22 protein-coding genes are annotated in these 20,876 nt (G+C 62.7%); 12 read left to right on the top strand and 10 right to left on the bottom strand.

Annotated features, from left to right (window positions below):
• The first annotated feature begins 6 nt into the window (after positions 1 to 6).
• Positions 7 to 747: a TIGR02186 family protein gene (locus ACQZ6J_RS08695; protein ID WP_246725672.1), complete on the top strand. Its 741-nt coding sequence runs from the start codon at positions 7 to 9 to the stop codon at positions 745 to 747.
• A gap of 3 nt (positions 748 to 750) precedes the next feature.
• On the opposite strand, the gene pdeM is transcribed toward ACQZ6J_RS08695, so the two are convergent.
• Together pdeM and ACQZ6J_RS08685 are read right to left on the bottom strand one after the other, a co-directional pair.
• Positions 751 to 1,488 (bottom strand): ligase-associated DNA damage response endonuclease PdeM, encoded by a 738-nt coding sequence (gene pdeM, locus ACQZ6J_RS08690; RefSeq protein ID WP_449084156.1) that lies wholly within the window; start codon positions 1,486 to 1,488, stop codon positions 751 to 753.
• A gap of 72 nt (positions 1,489 to 1,560) precedes the next feature.
• The gene (locus tag ACQZ6J_RS08685) at positions 1,561 to 4,071 is read right to left on the bottom strand and encodes a ligase-associated DNA damage response DEXH box helicase (RefSeq protein WP_449084155.1); all 2,511 of its coding nucleotides are present in this window, start codon (positions 4,069 to 4,071) and stop codon (positions 1,561 to 1,563) included.
• Between the two features lie 202 nt (positions 4,072 to 4,273).
• On the opposite strand from ACQZ6J_RS08685, the gene ACQZ6J_RS08680 reads away from it, so the two are divergent.
• Together ACQZ6J_RS08680 and ACQZ6J_RS08675 are read left to right on the top strand one after the other, a co-directional pair.
• The gene (locus tag ACQZ6J_RS08680; RefSeq protein WP_163984751.1) at positions 4,274 to 4,777 is read left to right on the top strand and encodes an RrF2 family transcriptional regulator; all 504 of its coding nucleotides are present in this window, start codon (positions 4,274 to 4,276) and stop codon (positions 4,775 to 4,777) included.
• 32 nt (positions 4,778 to 4,809) lie between these two features.
• Entirely contained in the window at positions 4,810 to 5,271 is a 462-nt protein-coding gene (locus ACQZ6J_RS08675) for a carboxymuconolactone decarboxylase family protein (RefSeq protein ID WP_163984752.1), read from the top strand.
• An 86-nt stretch (positions 5,272 to 5,357) separates the two neighbouring features.
• Here the strand turns inward: ACQZ6J_RS08675 and ACQZ6J_RS08670 are convergent, their stop codons facing one another.
• Positions 5,358 to 6,398, bottom strand: a complete 1,041-nt coding sequence (locus tag ACQZ6J_RS08670; protein ID WP_163984753.1) for a glutamine synthetase beta-grasp domain-containing protein — start codon at positions 6,396 to 6,398, stop codon at positions 5,358 to 5,360.
• A 442-nt stretch (positions 6,399 to 6,840) separates the two neighbouring features.
• On the opposite strand from ACQZ6J_RS08670, the gene ACQZ6J_RS08665 reads away from it, so the two are divergent.
• Complete coding sequence (locus ACQZ6J_RS08665; protein ID WP_163984754.1) at positions 6,841 to 7,032, top strand: DUF2735 domain-containing protein; 192 nt, start codon at positions 6,841 to 6,843, stop codon at positions 7,030 to 7,032.
• A gap of 9 nt (positions 7,033 to 7,041) precedes the next feature.
• Here the strand turns inward: ACQZ6J_RS08665 and ACQZ6J_RS08660 are convergent, their stop codons facing one another.
• Together ACQZ6J_RS08660 and ACQZ6J_RS08655 are read right to left on the bottom strand one after the other, a co-directional pair.
• Entirely contained in the window at positions 7,042 to 7,677 is a 636-nt protein-coding gene (locus ACQZ6J_RS08660) for a YitT family protein (protein WP_163984755.1), read from the bottom strand.
• Between the two features lie 106 nt (positions 7,678 to 7,783).
• Positions 7,784 to 8,728, bottom strand: coding sequence for a methyltransferase (locus ACQZ6J_RS08655; RefSeq protein ID WP_449083398.1), 945 nt, complete (start codon positions 8,726 to 8,728; stop codon positions 7,784 to 7,786).
• A gap of 165 nt (positions 8,729 to 8,893) precedes the next feature.
• Between ACQZ6J_RS08655 and ACQZ6J_RS08650 the strand changes: the two genes are divergently transcribed.
• Genes ACQZ6J_RS08650 through ACQZ6J_RS08640 form a run of 3 tightly spaced genes read left to right on the top strand, consistent with a single transcriptional unit; the run spans position 8,894 to position 11,031 of the window.
• The gene (locus ACQZ6J_RS08650) at positions 8,894 to 9,160 is read left to right on the top strand and encodes a DUF6460 domain-containing protein (protein WP_163984757.1); all 267 of its coding nucleotides are present in this window, start codon (positions 8,894 to 8,896) and stop codon (positions 9,158 to 9,160) included.
• 1 nt (position 9,161) lies between these two features.
• Positions 9,162 to 9,665, top strand: coding sequence for a CAP domain-containing protein (locus tag ACQZ6J_RS08645; protein WP_449083396.1), 504 nt, complete (start codon positions 9,162 to 9,164; stop codon positions 9,663 to 9,665).
• A gap of 16 nt (positions 9,666 to 9,681) precedes the next feature.
• The gene (locus tag ACQZ6J_RS08640; RefSeq protein ID WP_449083394.1) at positions 9,682 to 11,031 is read left to right on the top strand and encodes an MATE family efflux transporter; all 1,350 of its coding nucleotides are present in this window, start codon (positions 9,682 to 9,684) and stop codon (positions 11,029 to 11,031) included.
• Here ACQZ6J_RS08640 and ACQZ6J_RS08635 read toward each other — a convergent pair.
• Both ACQZ6J_RS08635 and ACQZ6J_RS08630 read right to left on the bottom strand, forming a co-directional pair.
• On the bottom strand, positions 11,007 to 12,095 hold the full coding sequence (locus tag ACQZ6J_RS08635; protein ID WP_449083392.1) for a quinone-dependent dihydroorotate dehydrogenase: 1,089 nt from the start codon (positions 12,093 to 12,095) through the stop codon (positions 11,007 to 11,009). The genes ACQZ6J_RS08640 and ACQZ6J_RS08635 overlap by 25 nt on opposite strands.
• Positions 12,092 to 12,448 carry a DUF952 domain-containing protein gene (locus ACQZ6J_RS08630; RefSeq protein WP_449084154.1) on the bottom strand — a complete coding sequence of 119 codons (357 nt, stop codon included), beginning with the start codon at positions 12,446 to 12,448 and terminating at the stop codon, positions 12,092 to 12,094. Before ACQZ6J_RS08630 ends, ACQZ6J_RS08635 begins: the two co-directional genes overlap by 4 nt.
• 105 nt (positions 12,449 to 12,553) lie before the next feature.
• Here ACQZ6J_RS08630 and ACQZ6J_RS08625 point away from each other — a divergent pair, with 105 nt between their 5' ends.
• From ACQZ6J_RS08625 to ACQZ6J_RS08610, 4 genes are all read left to right on the top strand, one after another.
• The gene (locus tag ACQZ6J_RS08625; RefSeq protein WP_163984761.1) at positions 12,554 to 12,982 is read left to right on the top strand and encodes a hypothetical protein; all 429 of its coding nucleotides are present in this window, start codon (positions 12,554 to 12,556) and stop codon (positions 12,980 to 12,982) included.
• Positions 12,983 to 13,120: 138 nt separating this feature from the next.
• Entirely contained in the window at positions 13,121 to 13,786 is a 666-nt protein-coding gene (locus tag ACQZ6J_RS08620) for a S24 family peptidase (RefSeq protein ID WP_449083390.1), read from the top strand.
• 15 nt (positions 13,787 to 13,801) lie between these two features.
• On the top strand, positions 13,802 to 14,971 hold the full coding sequence (locus tag ACQZ6J_RS08615) for a hypothetical protein (protein ID WP_449083388.1): 1,170 nt from the start codon (positions 13,802 to 13,804) through the stop codon (positions 14,969 to 14,971).
• Positions 14,972 to 15,049: 78 nt separating this feature from the next.
• Positions 15,050 to 15,463, top strand: coding sequence for a tellurite resistance TerB family protein (locus tag ACQZ6J_RS08610; RefSeq protein ID WP_163984764.1), 414 nt, complete (start codon positions 15,050 to 15,052; stop codon positions 15,461 to 15,463).
• Here ACQZ6J_RS08610 and ACQZ6J_RS08605 read toward each other — a convergent pair whose 3' ends face one another.
• Positions 15,464 to 16,339, bottom strand: coding sequence for a transporter substrate-binding domain-containing protein (locus tag ACQZ6J_RS08605; protein WP_449083386.1), 876 nt, complete (start codon positions 16,337 to 16,339; stop codon positions 15,464 to 15,466).
• A 428-nt stretch (positions 16,340 to 16,767) separates the two neighbouring features.
• On the opposite strand from ACQZ6J_RS08605, the gene ACQZ6J_RS08600 reads away from it, so the two are divergent.
• Entirely contained in the window at positions 16,768 to 18,777 is a 2,010-nt protein-coding gene (locus ACQZ6J_RS08600; RefSeq protein ID WP_163984766.1) for a methyl-accepting chemotaxis protein, read from the top strand.
• Positions 18,778 to 18,871: 94 nt separating this feature from the next.
• On the opposite strand, the gene ACQZ6J_RS08595 is transcribed toward ACQZ6J_RS08600, so the two are convergent.
• Together ACQZ6J_RS08595 and ACQZ6J_RS08590 are read right to left on the bottom strand one after the other, a co-directional pair.
• Entirely contained in the window at positions 18,872 to 19,447 is a 576-nt protein-coding gene (locus tag ACQZ6J_RS08595) for an acyltransferase (RefSeq protein ID WP_449083384.1), read from the bottom strand.
• A 115-nt stretch (positions 19,448 to 19,562) separates the two neighbouring features.
• The gene (locus tag ACQZ6J_RS08590) at positions 19,563 to 20,789 is read right to left on the bottom strand and encodes an MFS transporter (RefSeq protein ID WP_449083382.1); all 1,227 of its coding nucleotides are present in this window, start codon (positions 20,787 to 20,789) and stop codon (positions 19,563 to 19,565) included.
• Between the last annotated feature and the right edge of the window lie 87 nt (positions 20,790 to 20,876).

The following is a 20,876-nucleotide window of genomic DNA, read 5'->3' as shown; positions in this document are numbered from 1 at the left end:
CAGGTGATGCTCGATCAGCCGACGACCTCCACCACGGCGCGGGAGACGATGGAGATCGGCACCTCGACCAGCGAGATCGCCATAACGTCCGACTTTACGGGCGCCGACCTGACGATTTTCGGCGCCCTTTCCAACACGGACCAACTGCTTCTGGCGATCGGCCAATACGACATCGTCGTCGTGCTGGAAGGCCCACGCGAGAACGCCACCGTGCGCCGGAAGGAGCGTGTTTTCGGCATATGGGTCAACACGCGCTCGATGACGTTCGAACATGTGCCGCAGGCCTATTCGCTGTCGAGCACGCGCGCCGTCGACAATATCACCGCGCCGCTGGAACTCAGCGATCGCGGCATCGGCGTCGATCATATTCCGCTGACACCCGTCGGCTTCGTCGGCAATATCGCCGACGTGCCGGAATTCCGGAACGCCTTCCGACGACTGCAGAAGACAGGCGGCCTTTATGAGAGCGACCCGGCCGGCGTCCGCTTCGTCAGTTCCTCCCTTTTCAAGGCGACGCTGAGGATCCCCGCCGACGTGCCGAACGGCGTGCATACGGTGCGCGCTTATCTGTTCAAGAGCGGCAAGTTCCTGGGCGAGAAATCCCTGCCGCTGCGCGTCATCAAGACAGGCATCGAGCAAATGATAACCGATGCGGCGCATCAGCAGCCGATCGCCTACGGCGTGTTTTCCGTGCTGCTCGCCCTCGTCACCGGCTGGGGTGCGAGCTTCATGTTCCGGAAGAGCTAAGGCTCAGGCCGACAGGTTGCCGAACCGGACGGAATAGATGCGGTCGCGGCCGAGCAGATGGGCGATCAGGCTCTCCCGCTCGAAAAGACCCGCCATGGCCTTGTGGCGAAGGTCGAGGCCGCCGGTCATGATGCCGAATGCCGGCATCAGCAGGCGAGCGCCATCGGTTGCGAAGCACGGGCGGCGCACGGATTTTTCACGACGCCGGACCGTGGCGGAGGGATGCAGATGGCCGGCGATCTCACCGGCCTGCAGTCCCGCCTTCGGTTCATGGCGAAAACACAGTCCGCCATAATGCATCTCGTCGACGGAATTGCCGGGCAGGTCGACCGTGCCGTCCGGATCGTGGTTGCCGTTGATCCAGATCCACTCGCGGCCGCGAGCCATGTCGACGATGAGGCCGCGGAACTCCTCCGGCAGATGCTGCGAACCGACCCGATCATGGAAATTGTCGCCGAGAGAAACCACGAGTTTCGGATCGTAGCGGGAGATGACGGCGGAGAGAACCGTCAGCGTCGCCAGCGTATCGTAGGGCGGCAGCAACATGCCGCGACGGGCAAAGGCCGCACCTTTTTCCAGATGCAGATCGGAGACGACGAGAATTCCGGCATCCGGCAGATAAAGCGCGCCAAGCGGATCGCAGACGGCAGCAACGCCATGAACGACGGTCTCGACGCCCGACGCCGATATCGCGCCGTTGCCCTGACGGTTCATATCTCGCGCTAGCGCCAGGCGGTTCATCACCTTAACAATCTACCTTCGTCGTCTGTTTCGCATGACCCAAAAGCGCTTCACACTTTTTTGGATCATGCCCTATTCCATCGCCTCGCGGATCAGGTCATCCGCCGCTTCGGCCAGGAGGACATCGTGCGCCTCGCCCGGCACCGGCACCTTGCCGATTTCCAGCATCACCGGCACGGCGAGCGGGGAAATATGATCCAGCGCCCGGTGGGTGATGTGGCCCCTGATTCGCTTCAGCATATCCGCAAGGCGGCCAATATCCAAAAGCCCCGTCGCCGCATCCTGCCTCGTCGCCTGCAGCAGGATGTGGTCCGGCTCGTGGCTGCGCAGCACGTCATAGATCAGATCGGCGGAGACGGTCACCTGGCGGCCGGTCTTTTCCTTGCCCGGATGCCGGCGCTCGATCAAGCCGGCAATCACGGCGCAATTGCGGAAAGTGCGCTTCAGGAGAAAGGACTCGTCGAGCCAGGCCTCGAGATCGTCGCCGAGCATATCCTCGTCGAAGAGATCGGAAAGGCTGAGCCGGCGGTTGGCAATCATCAGGCTCATGTCCTCCAGGCCCCAGATGCCGAGCGAATAATCGGTCGCGACGAAGCCCATGGGCTTTGCGCCCGCCCGCTCCAGCCTGCGGGTCAGCAACATGCCGAGCGTCTGGTGCGCGAGCCGGCCTTCGAAGGGATAGGCGACCATGTAGGCGCGGCTGCCGCGCGGAAAGGTCTCGATGAGAAACTCGTCGCGCTTGGGCAGCAGCGATTTCTCTTTCTGGATTTCCAGCCAGTCGCGCACCTGATCCGGCAGGCGATGGCGCCGGTCGGGATCGGCGATCATCGCCCGCACCTGATCGGCGAGATAGGTCGAGAGCGGAAACTTGCCGCCGGCATAGGATGGGATCTTCGGATCCATGGAAAAGGCCTGCGAGGCCAGACACTCGTTCTCGCGGATGCCTTCGAAACGCAGCACCTTGCCGGAAAAGAGGAAGGTGTCGCCGGGGGAGAGCTGTTCGAGAAAATACTCCTCGACCTTGCCGAGCGAGGCTCCGCCGCGGCCGAGCGAGCCGAGAGCATTGCGTTTGACCATGCGGATATTCAGCATCGCCTCTTCGACGATAGTGCCGAGGTTCAGGCGATATTGCTGCGCCACCTGCGGATTGGAGACGCGCCAGCGCCCATCCGCCATCTTGCGGATGCGGGCATAGCGCTCATAGGTGCGGAGCGCATAACCGCCGGTGGCGACGAAATCGACGATGCGCTCGAAGGTCTCCCAGGAGAGATGAGCATAGGGAGCAGCACTCTGCACCTCATCGTAGAGCTCCAGCATGTCGAAGGGCTCGGCGCAGGCCATGCCGAGCACATGCTGGGCGAGAACATCGAGCGCGCCGGCGCCGATCGGCGGCGTATCCTGCGCGCCGATATAATTGGCATCGAGGGCGGCCTGACATTCCATGACCTCGAAGCGATTGGCCGGGACCAGGATTGCCTTCGACGGTTCGTCCATGCGGTGATTGGCGCGGCCGATGCGCTGGGCAAGGCGGCTTGCCCCCTTCGGCGCGCCGACATGGATGACGAGATCGACATCGCCCCAGTCTATGCCGAGATCGAGCGTCGAGGTGGCGACGACGGCGCGCAGCCTGTTGTCCGCCATGGCCGCCTCCACCTTGCGGCGCTGGCCGACATCGAGCGAACCGTGATGCAGCGCGATCGGCAGATTGTCGTCATTGGCCGACCACAGCTCCTGAAACAGCATTTCGGCTTGCGAGCGCGTGTTGACGAAGAGCAGCGTGGTGCGATGCGCCTTCAGCTCGCGATAGATATCCGGGATCGCATATTTGGCGGAGTGGCCGGACCAGGGGATGCGCTCTTCCGTCGACAGGATCGAGATATCGGGCTTGGCGCCGCCCTCGACCATGACGAGGCCGGCATGCCGCTCCTCCCCCTCTCCCTGCGCTACAAGCCATTTCTGCAGATCCATCGGATCGGCGACGGTCGCCGAGAGGCCGATGGTCTGTACGCGCGGCGCCAGCTTGCGGATGCGGGCGAGGCCGAGCGACAGCATGTGGCCGCGCTTGGAAGTCACCAGCGAATGCAGCTCGTCGAAGACGATATACTTCAGGTCCTTGAAGAAGCGCTCGGCCTCGCGATTGGCGAGCAGCAGCGCTACCTGTTCCGGCGTCGTCAGCAGGATATCGGGCGGATTGAGCTTCTGCCGCTGCCGCTTGCCGGCAGGCGTGTCGCCGGTGCGGTTTTCGACTGAGACAGGCAGGCCCATTTCCGAAGCCGGCTTCATCAGGTTGCGCTCGATATCGACCGCAAGCGCCTTCAGCGGCGAGATGTAGAGCGTATGGATGCCGGTGAAGGCCGAGCCCGGAGGGATCTTGCCGCGCCGGGTGAGATCGGTGAGCGACGGCAGGAAGCCGGCGAGCGTCTTGCCCGCACCGGTCGGGGCGATCAACAAGGTGCTTTCGCCGGCCTCGGCGCGGGCAAGCAATTCGACCTGATGCGCACGCGGCTGCCAGCCCTTTTCCGCGAACCAGCGGATGAAAGGTGCAGGCAGGGCAAGAGGCTGCGCAGTGTCGATCTGATCCATGGGGTAGAATGTAATGGATATGCGGCCGATGAGAAGCGGGGATGCCTGACTTCGCATTATCGGCTTCAGGGACAGAGGGGGGTGTCAGAGGCACGGCATACAAAAAGCTGCCTTTCAGGCTCCATACAGCCTCACTTCAAAAAAGAATTGACTCCTCAAATAATCACGGATAAAAAATATCCATGATTAGAAAGGCTGGAAAATGAAGCTCGGGGACGGCGTCGAACAATCCATCCATTGCGTTGCCATGCTGGCGGGATTGTCCGATGGAGGCGTGCTTTCGGCGGCGGCGCTTGCCGAATTCCACGGCGTCTCCGTCAGCTATCTCCTGAAGCATCTGCAGGCACTTTCCGGCGCCGGCATTCTCGACACCGTGCCGGGCCCGAAGGGCGGCTATCGGCTGGCGCGCAAGCCGGAAGCGATCAGCCTGCTTGATATCGTGCTGGCGGCGGAAGGTCCGGCGCCTGCCTTCCGCTGCGCCGAAATCCGCCAGCGCGGACCAAACCCGCTGGAAGGGCGCTACTTCGCCAGGCCCTGCGGCATCAGTGCCGCGATGCTGGCCGCTGAGCGCGTCTACAGGGCCGAATTGGCCAAGACGAGTATTGCCGACGTGCTGACCGATCTCAGGCAGACGGATACGGATGGCGGCATCGCCGCGAGGGGCTGCGCCTTTCTCGCGCTTCATGAACGCAAGACAAAAAGCTGACCCCTCAGAAAGTTCAACCCAAGGAGAAGACCATGCATCCCCGTTTCAATTTCGCCAAGGCCTCGCCCGATTCCTACAAGGCCGTCGTCGCGCTGGAAAACTTCGTTCAGAGCAGCGGCCTGGAGCGCCGTTTCATCCACCTGATCAAGCTTCGCGCCTCGCAGATCAACGGCTGCGCCTACTGTGTCGACATGCATGTGAAGGAAGCCCGGCACGATGGCCTCAGCGAACAGTGGATCAACCTGATGTGCGTCTGGTGGGAATCGCCCGTCTATGACGATCGCGAACGCGCCCTGCTCCGCTGGGTCGATTCCGTCACCAAGATTGCCCAGACCGGCATCCCGGATTCCGACTACGAGCCGCTGAAGCAGCACTTCAGCGAAGAGGAGATCGTCAAGATCACCGTCGCGATCGCCACGATCAACGTCTGGAACCGCCTTGCCGTCGGCTTCCGCTCGCAGCATCCGGTCGATGCCGGCAGCAAGGCTGCTTGAGACCAGCTTCAAGACGCAAAAAGCGCGGGACCGAAATCCCGCGCTTTTCGTTTGTCTCCACCTCGGCGAACCGAGGTTGAAAATAATCAGGCAGCAGCCGAAGCGGACCCGGCCGTCGACACTTCCGAGATGGTCTTCAGAACCTGCGAAGCGATCTGGTAGGGGTCGCCTTGCGAGTTCGGGCGACGATCTTCGAGATAGCCCTTGTAATCGTTCTTGATGAAGGAATGCGGAACGCGGATCGAGGCGCCGCGGTCGGCAACGCCGTAGCTGAACTTGTTCCACGGAGCCGTTTCGTGCTTGCCGGTCAGACGCAGGTGGTTGTCCGGACCGTAAACAGCGATATGCGCTTCGAGGTTCTTGTCGAACTGAGCCATGAGCGCTTCGAAATAGGCCTTGCCGCCGACTTCGCGCATGAACTTGGTCGAGAAGTTGCAGTGCATGCCCGAGCCGTTCCAGTCGGTGTCGCCGAGCGGCTTGCAATGGAACTCGATGTCGATGCCGTACTTTTCGCACAGACGCAGCAGCAGGTAGCGAGCCATCCAGATCTGGTCGGCGGCCTTCTTGGAGCCCTTGCCGAAAATCTGGAATTCCCACTGACCCTTGGCCACTTCGGCGTTGATGCCTTCGTGGTTGATGCCTGCTTCAAGGCAAAGGTCGAGGTGCTCTTCAACGATCTCGCGGGCGACATCGCCGACGTTCTTGTAGCCAACGCCGGTGTAGTAAGGACCCTGCGGAGCCGGATAGCCGGATTCCGGGAAGCCGAGCGGACGGCCGTCCTTGTAGAAGAAATATTCCTGCTCGAAGCCGAACCATGCGTCTTCATCGTCGAGGATGGTCGCGCGGCTGTTGGTTTCATGCGGGGTCACGCCATCGGGCATCATGACTTCGCACATGACGAGAGCACCGTTGGTACGGGCCGGGTCCGGATAGATGGCGACGGGCTTCAGCACGCAATCGGAGCTGCGGCCTTCGGCCTGCATCGTTGACGAACCATCGAAGCCCCAAAGCGGAAGCTGCTCGAGCGTCGGAAATACGTCGAATTCCTTGATCTGCGTTTTACCGCGCAGGTTCGGTACCGGGGTGTACCCGTCGAGCCAGATGTACTCGAGTTTAAATTTCGTCATTACGCACCTCATAACAGTTAATCAGGCGAAGTAGGAAAACTTGCCCGGCGCGCCCGCCGGAAAATTCCTCACTACGAACGGCTGCTAGATGAGATGCATTTGCTGTGCCAGATCAGATCGACACGGGACCCGTGAGGCAAGATTTTTATGATTCAGCCGTATTCGAACAAGGTTTCGGGGCATCAACCATCGGATTCTTTTCAAATCGCCGAGGTCGTCCCAACCAGGCTGCCAAGATGTCGCAGGCTAGCCAACCCCGGAATGGATTGGCAAATTGGCAGATCAAAGAAGCGGCATCGACCGCGCCATTGTCGAATTGCCTATAATTTCATCATTTAGCATTTTTTTTAAGCGGAATGGTGATATTTGCCTTCGGCTTTGCTATATATGAGCTGTCTCTTGAAGCGCGCCCGCTTGAACACCAAAAAGGGAGAGACAACGAATGGCAATCAGTACCCGGCACGAAACCGCAAAGATCTATCAGTTTCCCGTCACGGCCCGCCCCACGGCGGTCAGCCAGCGTCCGAAGGTGAACCTCACCCCGGATATCGGCCCGACCATTGCCACGGCCGCATTCGACAGCTGGTATCACGAAGCCGCTATCGTCGAATCCGACGAGACCCGCAAACAGTAGGCATCAGCCTTACAGCGCTATGTAGCGATCCGAGCGATGATTGATCGCGACGAAGAGATTGAGCGCGATGGCGCCAATCACCGAGCAGATGACCACAGGAGGCGTGGTCACCGCAAAAGCGACGGCGAGCACGCACAGGTCGATGGCAAGCTGCACAAGCCCTGCCCGAATGCCGAAACGCTCCTGCAGATAAATCCCCAAAATACCCACGCCGCCGAGGCTGGCGCGATGACGGTAAAGCGCGAGCAGCCCGAAACCGAGCAGAATGCCGCCGAGGAGCGCCGACCATAGCGCATTGATGTGTGCCACGTCGAACAGGAGCGGCTGCAGGTTGGTGAGCAGAGATGTCAGCGCGATGGCAATGAAGGTCTTGACGGTGAAAACCGGGCCGAGCTGTTTCAGCGACAGATAGAAGAACGGCAGATTGACGACGAAGAAGGCCAGGCCGAAGTTCACGCCGATTGCATAGTGCAGCAGGAAAGCGATGCCGGCGGTGCTGCCCGTCAAAAGGCCCGCGCTCGAAAGGCAGAACAAGCCGAGCGACGAAATCAGGCTGCCGGACAGTATGCCCTGAAAGTCCTCGACCCATGAATGCCGGGTCGCAGATGTATTCCAGACGCCAAATGCGCTCTTCGCGTTCGCCATGTGCTTTCCCCTGTGTTTCAAGGCTTTTTGCTGAAAGCTCGGACGATAATCAAGCGAAAATACGTAAGCAATACTGACCTATTTGAAATTCGCAAGATTCGAATAATCAGGCCGATTTGCGCGTAATGAACAGAATGCCGTGGACCGGTTTTCCGCCATCCATGCGAATGACGCTGCGGGAGAGATCCTGCACGTCAAAGCCATGATCGGCCAATATCGCCCTCACATAGGCTTCCGAATGCGCGAAACGCAGGGAGTCGCGCAGCACATAGCCGGCCGGCTGCTGCGCATCCTCGACGGAAAAGGCGAAGACGGCGCCATCGGCCGCCAGCCTGCGCACGATCGCCATGACACCCTGCAGAGCGCCCAGATACATCAGCACATCGGCGGCGGTGATCAGATCCGCGCGGCCCGGCCCAAGTCCGGCATCGAACACGCCGGACAGATCCGGCTCCAGCGACAAGTCGGCCTGGCCGAGATGGTCGTAGACTTTCTTCTCGGCCGCCTTGGCAAGCATGCCCTTCGACAGGTCGTAGCCCTCGATCCGGTCGACATGGGCACGGATCTCCGGCCCAAGCAGGCCCGTGCCGCAACCGAGATCGATGGCGAGGCGGAAATGTTTCGGGATATCGGCCGTCTCGGCGATCAGCGCCGCAAGCTTGCCGGGCACGCTGTAGCCGAGCTTCTCCACCAGCGAGGTTTCGAAGCGGTCGGCATAGTCGTCGAACAGCCGCTCGACATAAAGGCTCGGCGGGCGGTCGGGCATGTCGGCGCCGCCGAGAACGGCAAGCTTCAGCCGGGCGCCGAAGACGTCTCCCGCATCGAGCGCCAGCACCTCGTTCAGCGCGGCGAGCGCGCCGGGCACATTTCCGGCCTTCTCGTGATAGGTCGCAAGCGTAAACCATCCCGCCGCCCAGCGCGGCGACAGTTCCAGCGCCTGCTCCATCAGCTCGGCAGCGCTCGCAGGCTCGCCGCTTTCGGCAAGCATCTTCGCATAGTCGGCGCGGCGGTCTGCGATGACATCGCCGGAGGAAAGCTGGCTCGGCAGCATCGGTTTCATCCTGTTTGACGCCCGGCTTTGAACTCGGCCACAAAAAAACTCAAGTCCTATTTCAGGCAGAGGCCCGTTTGAGGTATGCGCCGGGCAAAAGTGCTTGCGAGTCACCAGCCCCGGCCCTATCTCAACACCACCGACTGCCATCATGGAGACGTCAGTATGTCCGATCAGGTGAACAGATTCCTTGGCGACTCGCCCGGCCGCACGCTGGTGAAGCTCATCATCGTGTCGCTCGTGGTCGGCTTCGTGATGAAGTTCTTCGGCTGGCGGCCGCTCGATTTTCTGAATGGCGTCCGCCGGTTCATCGTCGATCTCTGGCACAGCGGCTTTGCTGCGCTTGGCGAATTCGGCGACTATCTGCTGCTCGGCGCAACCATCGTCATTCCACTCTTCATCATCCTCCGCCTGTTCAATTATCGCCGCTGACATGACCTCTCAGATACTGACCTGCACGCGCCGCGATGCGCTGCGCCTCGCCGCCCTTGCGCTCACCGCGTCCGTCGCGGGCTGCGCCACGCCGCCCGCCCGTGTTTCCAACACGCCCGCCAGCGACCAGACCGCCTCCGCCCTGCCGCTCGTCAATGCGCTTCGCGCCAAGAACGGGCTGCCGCCATTGAAGATCGATAGCGCCGCCAGCGCCGCGGCCGTCTATCAGGCACGGCGCATGGCGGATACCGGCAAGATGGAGCACCTGATCGGCATCGGCGACGATTTCGGCAAGCGGGTCAAGGCAAGCGGCGTCAAGCTGCCGGCAGCCGAGAACATTGCCGAAGGCCAGCACGACGTGAACGCGGCGGTGACGGCCTGGATCAATTCGCCGAAGCATTTGCACAACATGCTCGGCAAATATGATGGTCTTGGCGTCGCTCTTGCCTATACCCCCTCTTCCGGTGGCAGGCCTTATTGGTCCATGGTGCTTTCCTCGAACTGAGGAGGCTTAGCGCAACATGGATGTCCAACAGGGGAGCGGGAGGGTTCTGCCCTTCGACGTGACGCATCGGCTCGTGCTGTCGATCGCGATTCCGATGACGCTGGGCTTCATGACGACGCCACTGCTCGGCCTCGCTGGGACCGCGGTCGTCGGCCGCCTCGGCCAGCCGGATGCGCTGGCCGGACTTGCGATCGGAGCGGTGCTTTTCGACCTCATCTTTGCAAGTTTCAACTTCCTGCGCGCCTCCACGACAGGTCTTACCGCCCAGGCCTATGGCCGCCATGACCGGCACGAACAGCAGGCCGTCTTCTGGCGGGCGCTGATATCGGCGGTCGGTTGCGGAATCCTGCTCGTGCTGCTGTCGCCCCTGCTGCTTTGGCTCGGCATCAAGCTGATGGGGCCGCAGGGCGGCGTCGCCGATGCGACACGCACCTATTTCTCCATCCGCATGCTTTCAGGGCCGGCCGCCCTTGCCAATTATGCGCTGCTCGGCTTCGTGCTCGGCCGCGGCCAGGGCCGCATCGGACTGCTGCTGCAAACGGTCATCAACGGCGTCAACATCGCGCTCGCCATCGTGCTCGGCCTCTGTCTTGGCCGGGGTGTCGCCGGCGTTGCCTGGGGCACGCTGATCGGCGAAGCGAGCGGCACGCTGCTGGGCCTGACCATTGTGCTGCGCAGCTTTGCCGGCGAGGCGCGTCCGCCCCGCGCGGAACTGCTGTCGCGCGCCAAGCTCACGCAGCTGTTCGCGCTCAACCGCGATATCCTGATCCGCACCTTCGTGCTGATCGGCGCCTTCACGCTGATGACGCGCATCGGCAACAGCTTCGGCGCCGTCATGCTGGCCGCCAATGCGGTGCTGATGAACTTCTTTCTGCTATCGGGCTACTATCTCGACGGGCTGGCGAACGCCGCCGAGCAGATCACCGGCCGCTCGATCGGCGCCAATTATCGCCCGGCCTTCGAGCGCGGGCTGAAGCTGACCGGGCTCTGGTCCTTCGGGCTGGCGCTTGCAGCCGCCGTCTTCTTCTTCACCGTCGGCCCGGCGCTGATCCGCCTGCTGACGACCTCGGAGGACGTTCGCGTCGCCGCCGAAACCTATCTGCCCTGGGCGGCGATCACCGGGCTCACCGGCGCGCTCGCCTTCCTGATGGATGGGGTCTTCATCGGCGCCACATGGTCGCGCGAGATGCGCAACCGGATGCTGATGTCCTTCGGCGGCTACCTCGTGGCGCTTGCCGTCTTCGTGCCGACGCTCGGCAATCACGGCCTCTGGATGGCCATGAACGCCTTCCTGCTGTTCCGCGGCATCTTCCTGGCCATGGGCCTGAAGAAGCGCGCGGATCAGACGTTCCGGCTCGCCCAGTAATCCAGCCTGGTATCGCGGAGATCGCGGATCGAGGCCACTCGCGCACGATCGACCAGCTTCGAGAGATCGGCGACGATGCGGCCCGGCAATCCCGGCCCTTCGTAGACCATGCAGGAATAGAGCTGCACGAGATCGGCGCCGGCCTTGATCTTCTCCAGCGCCGTTTCGGCGGACGACACCCCCCCGACGCCGATGATCGGCAGCGCGGCTCCGACGCGACGCCGCATCTTCGCCAGGACGACGGTCGATTTCTCGAAGACCGGCTTGCCGGAAAGGCCGCCCGCCTCCCTGGCCTGCCGCTGATCCTTCAACCCATCGCGCGAAAGCGTGGTGTTGGAGACGATCAGACCGTCAAGCGCGTGCGACAAGGTCTCGGCGGCGATATCATCCATGCCCTCCTCGGTCAGATCGGGAGCGATCTTGAGGAAGACGGGAATGCGTTTGCCCGCCTTCGCCGCTTCCTCGTCACGCGCGGCAAGCACGGCCGACAACAGGGCGGACAGGCTTTCGCGCGCCTGCAGGTCGCGCAGACCAGGCGTGTTCGGCGAGGAAATGTTGGCGGTGAAATACCGGGCCACGGAATAGAAGCGGCGGATGCCGGCCACGTAGTCGGCGATACGGTCGGCGCTGTCCTTGTTTGCGCCGATGTTGACGCCGATGAGGCCGTTGCCGCGGATGGCCTTGAGCCGCTGGAAAGCCGCCTCGTGACCCTCGTTGTTAAAACCGAGACGGTTGATGACGCCTTCGTCCTCGACGAGGCGGAAGATGCGCGGGCGCGGATTGCCCGGTTGCGCCTTCGGCGTCACCGTGCCGATTTCCGTGAAGCCGAAACCGAGCTTCAGCAGCGCCTCCGGCACTTCGGCATTCTTGTCGTAGCCGGCCGCCATGCCGATCGGATTGGCAAAATCGAGGCCGGCCACGGTCTGGCGCAGGCGGGGATCGGCACTGACGCGGCAGGCCGGCACCAGGCCGGACTTCAGCGCCGATATCGACATGCCGTGCGCGGTTTCCGGATCGAACAGGAACAGGCCGCGCCGGCCGAGATCGCGAAAGGCGCCGATCATTCCGCCATCTCCGGAAAGACGTGGGCGCCGTCGGATCCGAGCGGCAGCGGCTTTTCCCAGAATACGGCCGAAAGCGGCAGCGGCGCATAGAGATGCGGGAAAAGATCGCCCCCGCGCGAGGGTTCGAAGACCAGCTTGTCGCCAAGCGCGTCGCCATCGACCGCCACGAGCAGCAGGCCGGCCTGGCCCGCGAAATAGAGTTCTGCGGTTTTCCTTGCCTGCTTCGCGGTGGAGAAATGAATGAAGCCGTCAGTCAGATCGATCGGTGCGCCATGAAAAACGCCGGTTTGTCTGGCTTGCTGCCAGAGCGCGTCCGGCACGATCTTGTAAACCACTGGCATGGCGATCATCATCCCTACGTAAAGCTGCCCTGATAGGGCTTTGCACGAAAACATCCGCCGATGTCCACGGTTTCCGTGATGGATTCGGCGTTTGACGCAGAAAATCCGGAGGATGACATGACGAAGGAACTGAAAATCGGCTTTGCGGCCATGCTTCTGCCCGCCGCTATTCTTCTCTCCACACCGGCTCTTTCAGCCGAACCTGATGCGGGCCGCTTTCAGCTGGAACGCAGCGGCGACCACTTCATCCGCCTCGACCGGCAGACGGGCGCCATGTCCATTTGCCAGGATCAAGCCGGCAATCTCGTCTGCCGCATGGCCGCCGACGAGCGTAGCGCCTATGACGACGAACTGGACCGGCTGGCCGACCGCGTAACGAAACTGGAAAAGACGGTCGCCGCGAACAACGGGTCGAGCCTGCCTGACGATGCCGAGGTCGATCGCACGCTCGGCATCATGCAGAAATTCATGCGCGGCTTCATGGGCATGGCGAAGGAGTTCCAGAACGAGGAGCAGGAAACCAAGCCTTTGCCGCAGAAGACCTGAAGCCGGCAAATTGCACGGCGAAAGCAAGGGGATAAAGGATCCTATTCCTATGCCGGTCTTTACTCGCCAAAATGCCTCGGTTAACGTTTTCTGAAGAATTGAGCGCCGGGCGAGCCGGCGCGCGGATGCTGAGCGGCGATGCTGTCACACGAGCAGATATGGGGTGCGATCGACCGGCTTGCCGAGCGGCATGCCTTGACGCCCTCCGGCCTCGCACGCCGCGCCGGGCTTGACGCCACCTCCTTCAACAAGTCGAAGCGGCTGAGCCAGGATGGCCGGCTGCGCTGGCCATCGACGGAATCGATCGCCAAGATCCTGGATGCGACGGGAGCCAGCCTCGAGCAGTTTCTGAGCTTCATCCGGCCGGGCGAGCTGCCGGTTGCCGGTGCGTCACACGGAATTTCGCCGGCCGGAAACTCCATCCCACTGATCGGCTTTGCCCAGGCTGGCGCCGGCGGCTTTTTCGACGACGGCGGGTTTCCCGCCGGCCAGGGCTGGGACATGGTGGAATTTCCGGTTGCGGCCGGGCAGAGAGCCGGCGTCTATGCGCTTGAAGTCCAGGGCGAAAGCATGTTGCCGCTCTATCGCGACGGCGATATTCTGATCGTCGAGCCAGGCGCCCAGATCCGGAAGAACGACCGTGTGGTGGTGAAGACACGCGAGGGCGAAGTCATGGCCAAGGTCCTGCTGCGGCAGAGCGCGAAGTCGATAGAACTGTTGTCGCTCAACCCCGAACACCCTAACCGCAGCTTCGACCTTACGGATGTGGAATGGATTGCCCGGATCATATGGGCCAGCCAATAGGAAAGTTTTCTCGTTATGCGTCGTGATATTTGGCTTGCAGGTGTGGCAGGCGCGGTCGTCGGTTCCTGGTTGACCCTGATCGCGGTCCAGTTCGGTGGGCATGGATTCAGCCTGCCCGGCCGGGGTAACAGCGACATGACGGTGGAGAGCAAGCCCGCGCCCGCGCCGACCGAGACCGCCAAGGCCGACCCGACGCCGCAAAAGGCCACCGAGGCGGCAAAACCCGCCGAAACGGCCAAGCAGGACGGGGCAAGCCCACCAGCCGCGGCAACGCCGGCGCCGGCGACCGACGATGCCGTTAAGACGCCGGACGCCGACGGCACCAAGACCGAGCAGAGCAAGGTGGCCGCCGCCGAGCCGCCATCGCCGCAGGACAGCAAGGTCCCAACCGATCCGGCGCGCTCGAACGATGCGTCGCCGAAGCCGGAAGAGGCGCAGCCGGCGGTGGCGGCAACCGACGCGCCGAAAGGCCCGGACGCCGTCCCTGCCCCGACGCCGCAGTCAGGCGAAACCACCGCGCCGGACAAGACCGCTGCCTCGTCGGCGGAATCCGCTCCGGCTAGCCCGGCCAAGGTCGATCCTACTCCGGACAACCGGATACCGGCCGATCAGGTCGACAGGGAAATGGCGGCCCTCACGCACCAGACTCTTCCTTCACAGCCGCTATCGCAACCGCAACCCCAGCCTAAGCCCGAGTCGGAACAGGCCTCCCTTGATCCGGCGTCCAAGCCGCAGGGGCAGACGACAACCATCGAGCTTGTCCGCCCCTTCGCGGATCAGGCGGGGATATTGACCCTTGCGGGCAGGAACGTGCAACTCACCGGCGTCATTCCGACCGATGTCGACCGGATGTGCACCGGCCCCAACGGCAAGAGCTGGCCCTGCGGCCAGGCCGCGCGCACGGCGTTCCGCATGTACCTGCGCGGACGCTCGATCGATTGCGATGTGCCTGATGCCAATTGGAAAGGGACGGTCACGGGCGCATGCCGCTATGTCCGCATCGACCTCAGTGCGTGGCTGGTCCGCTTCGGCTGGGCCGATCCCGAGCCCGGCTCGCCGCTGGCATCGCTTGTGGACGAAGCCAAGCAGAAAAAGCGCGGCATGTACGGCGATGACCCGCGCAAAAACGGAAAATCGACGCTCGCGCCTCCGCCGCCCAAGGAAGATCCGCTCAATCCGATCTGACGCCTTGCTTCCGCCACCAGCTTTTGCCATGAGACGCGCGACTTTTCAGTCTGCCAAACTCAAAGGACTTCGCCTGTCATGAACAAGCCGCTTTCTGCTCACGAGGCCCTGATCTACGTCATGGTACTGGCCTCGGCCGTCGACCGCACGATGAACGACCGGGAACTCAGCCGGATCGGAGAACTCATCCACGCCCTGCCGGTCTTCAAGGGCTTCGATGACGAGAAGCTGATTTCGGTCTCGCGCGACTGTGCCAAGCTGCTGTCGGGCAGCGAAGGTCTCGACATCGTCCTCGAAACCGTGCGCGATACCCTGCCGGCCCGGCTCTACGACACCGCTTATGCGCTTGCCGTGGAAGTCGCCTCTGCCGACCTTTCGGTCAAGGCGGAGGAACTGCGCCTGCTCAGCCTGCTTCGCGACCGTCTCGGCCTGGACAAGCTGACCTGTGCGGCCATCGAGCGCAGCGCCATCGCCCGCTATCGCAAGGCCTGATCAGTAGAGCCCGTAAGGGAAGTAGCGCAGATAGATCTCCTGCAGCCTGCCGTCGCGCGAAAGGGTCGCGAGGGCATGGTTGATCGCGGCCGTCAGCTCGGCATCCTGCTGACGCAGCATGATGGTCATGCCCTCGCCAAGATACTGCTGCGACAGATAGGGACCGTCAAACAGGGCGCAGCACTTTTCCGCGGCCGGCGACGAGACCCAGAAGGAAAGCTGCAGGCCATCGGCGAAAGCCGCATCGACCTTGCCATCCTTGACGGCCGCCAGCAGCGCGTCCTTGTCATCGAACGGCGTCGGTTTGATCGCCGGGAAGAAGGACGCCAGCATCGCCTCGTGCACCGTGCCCTTCACGACGCCGACGGAGTGGCCGGCCAACGAGGCCGCAGTCGCACCGCCGATCGATGCCTTGAGATTGCGCACGAAGCGGGCCGGCAACATCAGGAACGGGCGCGAGAAGGCGAAGGTCTTGCGCAGCTCGGGCGTGACCGCGACCCCGGCAATCACCGCATCGCCCTGCGAGGCCGCAAGCGCGCCCTGCAGCTCACCGAACGGCAATGCCTGGATCTGGCATTTGTCCGCTATTGCCAGTTCGTCGCAGATCTTGCGCGCAAGCTCGACGTGGAAGCCCGCAAGCTTGCCGTTCTGATCCAGGAAGTTGAAGGGCGGGAAATCGATCGAGGTCAAGAACCGCAACCGGACCAGCGAGGACAGGTCGAGTTTCGGCAGGCGCTCGCGCGCATCGAACAGGATCGGCAGGTTCTGCGGCTTGACCTCCTGGGCAGCGAGCGGCAAGGCGCAGGCCACGACGATCAGCGCCGCATGCGCCAGAAGCCGGGCGAGGAAGATCGGCGACGAAAGGCAAACACGCATGATCTTGATCCGGCCTCCGGTCGTGGATGCACATTCCTGATTCACCGACACGATGTAGCAGAGTCATGCGGCAGGGGGAATATCGCGCCCTGGAATGGTCGCCAGCGCGTCCGCAGGATGAGTGGCGGATACCGCGCGCATCGGGCGGTTGCGCGGCTTTGAAAGATCGTCAAATTCCATGGGAATTCGGCCTTCGGAGACGCGGATGTTAGCAGTCGATTAAGCTCTGTTGATTGTACTCATGGCATCGACGACATCGGCTGGAAGGCGGATCGCATGATGCAGGTCGTCTGAACCTTTTCCGCAAGGTATTTCGTAAATTCGACTTCACCCGTGCATACCAGGCAATGTGCCCTCGCTGCCCATATCAGGCGAGCGGGCCGTTGAATTCATCCTGGATAGGGCACGGCTCTCGCAGGCGGACCGCCATGTTCAGGAATCTGAAAATCAAAACCAAAATGCTTGCCGTGATCCTTTTTCTCGGCATTATTTCCTTCGTCGGCATGCTGCAGATCGCCGGCGAGTTTCGCAAGGCGGATCGGTCTTACAGCGCCTTCCTCGACAATGAAGCCGTCGCGGCGTCGGAAGCCGCGCGTGCGAGCGCGGCCTCGCTCGCTTCGGTGCTGCAGGCAAGCCTGATGCTGAACTTCGACCCCGCGAGCGATGCATACAAGGCGGCCGCGGCCGGCAGCAACTATTTCGCCGAGGCCAAGGAAAGGCTGACCCACGCCGAAAATCTCGTTCCCGCCGCCAAACAGTCGGTAGACGAAATCCTTGTCGGCCTCGACGAATTGCAGACACTGACGAACAAGACCCTCGACCAGCGCAAGAGCGGCGATGCCGAAGGCGCCAGGGCGACCATGGCCCTGGTCAACACCAGGCTGCAGACGCTGATCGCGAACATGCAGGCCAATGACGATGCTCTGACGAACAGGATGAACGACGGCGCCGATGCTCTGTCGGCCGATCTCAACAGTTCCGTGAACTACACGCTCGTCACCCTTGCGGCCCTGACGCTGCTCGCCATCATCCTCGGCATGTATGTCGCGCAGAAGAGCATCGCGGCGCCGCTGATGCGGTTGCATCGCCGCATGACGACGCTTGCGAACGGCGATACGGCAGGCGAAATCGAAGGCCGCGAACGCCGGGACGAGATCGGCCAGATGGCGGCCGCCGTCGCCGTCTTCCGGGACAATGCGGTCGAACGGACGCGTCTCGAGGCGCAGGCGGAAGCGGACCGCACGCTCAGCGACAGCGAGCGTGCGCAGCGCGATGCGAGACAGGCTGCCGAGGCGGCAGATCTGCAGCAGGCCGTCCAGGCGGTCGGCGACGGATTGAGACGCCTTGCGGAAGGCGATCTCGTCACACGCATAGACACCCAGTTCGTCGAGCACCTCGACCAGTTGCGGCAGGACTTCAACAACTCGCTGAACAAGCTCAACGAAACAATGCAAGCCGTCGGCTCCAATGCCCGCGCCATCAGCTCGGGTGCCGACGAAATCCGCAGCGCCGCCGACGAACTCTCCAAACGCACCGAGCAGCAGGCCGCATCCGTCGAGGAAACCGCCGCGGCCCTCGAGCAGATCACCACCACGGTCAAGGATGCCGCCAAGCGCGCGCAGGAAGCAAGCCAGCTTGTCACCCATACGCGCAGCGGAGCGGAGCGGTCCGGCGAGATCGTCCGCAACGCGATCGACGCCATGCAGCAGATCGAAAAGTCCTCAGGCGAGATCAACAACATCATCAGCGTCATCGACGACATTGCCTTCCAGACCAATCTCCTGGCGCTGAATGCCGGTGTCGAGGCCGCCCGCGCGGGTGACGCCGGCAAGGGCTTTGCCGTCGTCGCCCAGGAAGTGCGCGAGCTCGCACAACGATCCGCCAATGCGGCCAAGGAGATCAAGACGCTGATCGCCACTTCGGAAACGCATGTGCGCACCGGCGTCAGCCTCGTCGGAGAAACCGGCAAGGCGCTCGATGCCATCGTTTCGGGCGTGCAGGAAATCAACCGGCATGTGCACGCGATCGCAGAGGCCTCGCGCGAGCAGTCGGCAGGCCTGCAGGAGATCAACACCGCCGTCAACACCATGGATCACGGCACGCAGCAGAACGCCGCCATGGTCGAGGAAAGCACGGCCGCAAGCCATGGCCTGGCAACGGAGGCGGCTTCTCTGGCAAACCTGCTCGCCCAGTTCCGCACCAGCGGCGGCGAGGCTGTCCGCGTGTCCGCGGCTCCCGTCGCCAGTGCCACTCCGCGACCCATCGCGCGGCCCGCGTCGCGACCGGCCGCGGCACCGCGCATCCGGGCGGTGGATGATGCCAAGGTGCGGGCGGCCCCTTCCCCGGCCCGCGCGCTCGGCCAGAAGCTGATGAGCGCCTTCGGCGGCACGCAGGCGTCTGCATCCGCGAGCAAGGATGCAGACTGGACGGAATTCTGAAACCGGCAACGCAAGCGCCGCGGGCAAGAAAGCTGCCCGCGGCTTATTTCAATGCGAAATGCCGATCCCGGGACGCTTGCGGCGATCGACCGGCCTATTTTTTCGGGAGGGCGAATACCTCGACTTTTCCCGATCTGGCGTCGTTCGTTTCTCCACGCCGCTTCAGCAATCTTGCCGGCGCGCCGACATAGATGCCGTAGGGCTCGGTCTTTCCCTTGACGACGGCGTTCGCGCCGATGACGCATCCCTTGGCGACATGGGACCCGCCGAGGATCTTTGCTCCCGCGCCGATCCAGACATCGTCTTCGATGACGACGGGCTTCGGCGTCACGCCCTGAAGGCGGATCAACTGTGAAACATCATCAAAATTATGATCGAAGGAGACGATCATCGCATGCGCGGCGATCCGCACATCGTTGCCGACGGATATGCCGCCCCGCCCCAGGAGAATTGTATATTCGTTGAACGATACATGATCGCCGATGGATATGCTGCCCTTTTGCGCATCGATGACGACGCCCTGGCGGAAATGTACCTTTTCGCCGATATGGATGCTGCCGCGCCTCCAGATGATCTTCGTTCCCAAGGGAATTCTGGTACCACTGCCTATCGCGAGCACGCCGCGCACGAAGATCGCTCTCAACCTATACAATGACGCAATACCGCGCATCCGGACGCTCCTATCGTGGGCGCCCGTTTTGCCATGCTTGTCTGGCGCCCACCTGAATGAGCAGAGACATCGCTTGCGGAAAGGGGCCACATTATGGCCCGCCCCCCGGCGTGGTTCACCTACGTGCGGCAAGGTCCGTGATCAACGCTATCACACCGAAGCCCGCGGCAGCCGCGCAGACGGCAGTCCAGCCGCCAAAATCCCAGGCGATCCCGGCCAGCGCCGAGCCAAACGCGCCGCCGAGGAAAAAGATGCCGACAAAGAGACCGTTGATACGGCCTCGCGCCTCGGGCTTCAGCAGGTTGACGGCCCGACGTCCGAGGGTCTGGTCGCCGGTGATGCCGACATCGAGCATCACGGCGCTGGCACCCAGAAGGACCAGGAGGGTGAGAGAGTCACCGGACCGTATTGAGCCAGCCCAGGCGGCCAGGGCCATGGAGGCAAGCACGATCAGATGCGAGACCAGTGTCGCCATCCGCGTCCAGCCCCGGTCGCCCATGCGGCCGAAGACAGACGTCGCGGCAGCGCCGCCGGCACCCACCAGCGCAAACAGCGCGATACCGGATTGGCCGAGCGAGAACGGCGACTGCGACAGCCGCAGGGCGACGGAGGTCCAGAAGAGGCTGAAGCTCGCCATCATCAGGGCGGCTGTAAAGGCGCGCAGCCGCAGCACGGGCTCTTCGCGCAGCAACTGAAAGAGCGAGCCAATCAAGGCTCCATAGCTCGTGCTGACCATCGGGCGCCTTTCAGGCAGGCGCATGGCCAGCGCGGCCGCCAGGAGCACAAGCGTGGCGGCGCTGACAGCATAAAAGCTCCGCCAGCCCCAGAGACCGGCGAAGAGGCTTGCCAGCGGGCGCGACACGAGGATGCCGACCATCAAGCCGCTCATGACGTTGCCAATGACCCGGCCACGATGTTCCGGCGGGGCCATGGCTGCAGCGATCGGCACAAGGATCTGGATCGCCGAACAGGCCGCACCCAATAGGAAGAGGAAGATCAGGAGGCTCCAGCCGGTCGGCGCCAGGGCGGCGGCGATCGCCATCGCCAGGGCCGACAGGAGCATGCGCAGCACCAGCTTGCGATTTTCCAGCAGATCCGCCAGCGGCACGAGGAAAAAGAGGCCTGCCGCATAGCCGAGCAAGGACGACATGGCCACCAAGCCCGCACCGCTTTCAGAAAAGCCCAGCGATGGACCGATGATGCCGACCAGCGTCTGCGGTGCGAAGAGATTCATGACGATCACGCCGGTGGCAATGGCAAATAATAGCGTCGAGGGAGCGGCTGTCGCCGTGGACACCTCGTCCTCCGGCTCGCTCGCCAAACATTCGGGGACCTGGGACATGCGCTCTCCAATAATTTTTGATAATAAAGGTAGCCATGTTTATCGCCTTGTTGCATAATGCGGCAATTGAAATGAAATAATAATGAT

The sequence above is a fragment of the Rhizobium sp. A37_96 genome (genome assembly GCF_053521765.1).
The sequence above is the reverse complement of the archived record's forward strand: the minus strand, read 5'-3'. Positions and strand labels throughout refer to the sequence as shown.

Bases quoted from the DNA above. Each gene is read 5' to 3' on its own strand.
- ACQZ6J_RS08665 (WP_163984754.1), top strand. From the start codon at position 6,841: ATGGCAATCAGTACCCGGCACGAAACCGCAAAGATCTATCAGTTTCCC.
- ACQZ6J_RS08650 (WP_163984757.1), top strand. From the start codon at position 8,894: ATGTCCGATCAGGTGAACAGATTCCTTGGCGACTCGCCCGGCCGCACG.
- ACQZ6J_RS08645 (WP_449083396.1), top strand. From the start codon at position 9,162: ATGACCTCTCAGATACTGACCTGCACGCGCCGCGATGCGCTGCGCCTC.
- ACQZ6J_RS08685 (WP_449084155.1), bottom strand. From the start codon at position 4,071: ATGGATCAGATCGACACTGCGCAGCCTCTTGCCCTGCCTGCACCTTTC.
- ACQZ6J_RS08590 (WP_449083382.1), bottom strand. From the start codon at position 20,789: ATGTCCCAGGTCCCCGAATGTTTGGCGAGCGAGCCGGAGGACGAGGTG.
- ACQZ6J_RS08595 (WP_449083384.1), bottom strand. From the start codon at position 19,447: ATGCGCGGTATTGCGTCATTGTATAGGTTGAGAGCGATCTTCGTGCGC.
- ACQZ6J_RS08620 (WP_449083390.1), top strand. From the start codon at position 13,121: ATGCTGTCACACGAGCAGATATGGGGTGCGATCGACCGGCTTGCCGAG.
- ACQZ6J_RS08655 (WP_449083398.1), bottom strand. From the start codon at position 8,728: ATGCTGCCGAGCCAGCTTTCCTCCGGCGATGTCATCGCAGACCGCCGC.
- ACQZ6J_RS08625 (WP_163984761.1), top strand. From the start codon at position 12,554: ATGACGAAGGAACTGAAAATCGGCTTTGCGGCCATGCTTCTGCCCGCC.
- ACQZ6J_RS08660 (WP_163984755.1), bottom strand. From the start codon at position 7,677: ATGGCGAACGCGAAGAGCGCATTTGGCGTCTGGAATACATCTGCGACC.
- ACQZ6J_RS08695 (WP_246725672.1), top strand. From the start codon at position 7: ATGCTCGATCAGCCGACGACCTCCACCACGGCGCGGGAGACGATGGAG.
- ACQZ6J_RS08605 (WP_449083386.1), bottom strand. From the start codon at position 16,339: ATGCGTGTTTGCCTTTCGTCGCCGATCTTCCTCGCCCGGCTTCTGGCG.
- ACQZ6J_RS08670 (WP_163984753.1), bottom strand. From the start codon at position 6,398: ATGACGAAATTTAAACTCGAGTACATCTGGCTCGACGGGTACACCCCG.
- ACQZ6J_RS08675 (WP_163984752.1), top strand. From the start codon at position 4,810: ATGCATCCCCGTTTCAATTTCGCCAAGGCCTCGCCCGATTCCTACAAG.
- ACQZ6J_RS08680 (WP_163984751.1), top strand. From the start codon at position 4,274: ATGAAGCTCGGGGACGGCGTCGAACAATCCATCCATTGCGTTGCCATG.
- ACQZ6J_RS08630 (WP_449084154.1), bottom strand. From the start codon at position 12,448: ATGATGATCGCCATGCCAGTGGTTTACAAGATCGTGCCGGACGCGCTC.
- ACQZ6J_RS08600 (WP_163984766.1), top strand. From the start codon at position 16,768: ATGTTCAGGAATCTGAAAATCAAAACCAAAATGCTTGCCGTGATCCTT.
- ACQZ6J_RS08615 (WP_449083388.1), top strand. From the start codon at position 13,802: ATGCGTCGTGATATTTGGCTTGCAGGTGTGGCAGGCGCGGTCGTCGGT.
- ACQZ6J_RS08640 (WP_449083394.1), top strand. From the start codon at position 9,682: ATGGATGTCCAACAGGGGAGCGGGAGGGTTCTGCCCTTCGACGTGACG.
- pdeM (WP_449084156.1), bottom strand. From the start codon at position 1,488: ATGAACCGCCTGGCGCTAGCGCGAGATATGAACCGTCAGGGCAACGGC.
- ACQZ6J_RS08610 (WP_163984764.1), top strand. From the start codon at position 15,050: ATGAACAAGCCGCTTTCTGCTCACGAGGCCCTGATCTACGTCATGGTA.
- ACQZ6J_RS08635 (WP_449083392.1), bottom strand. From the start codon at position 12,095: ATGATCGGCGCCTTTCGCGATCTCGGCCGGCGCGGCCTGTTCCTGTTC.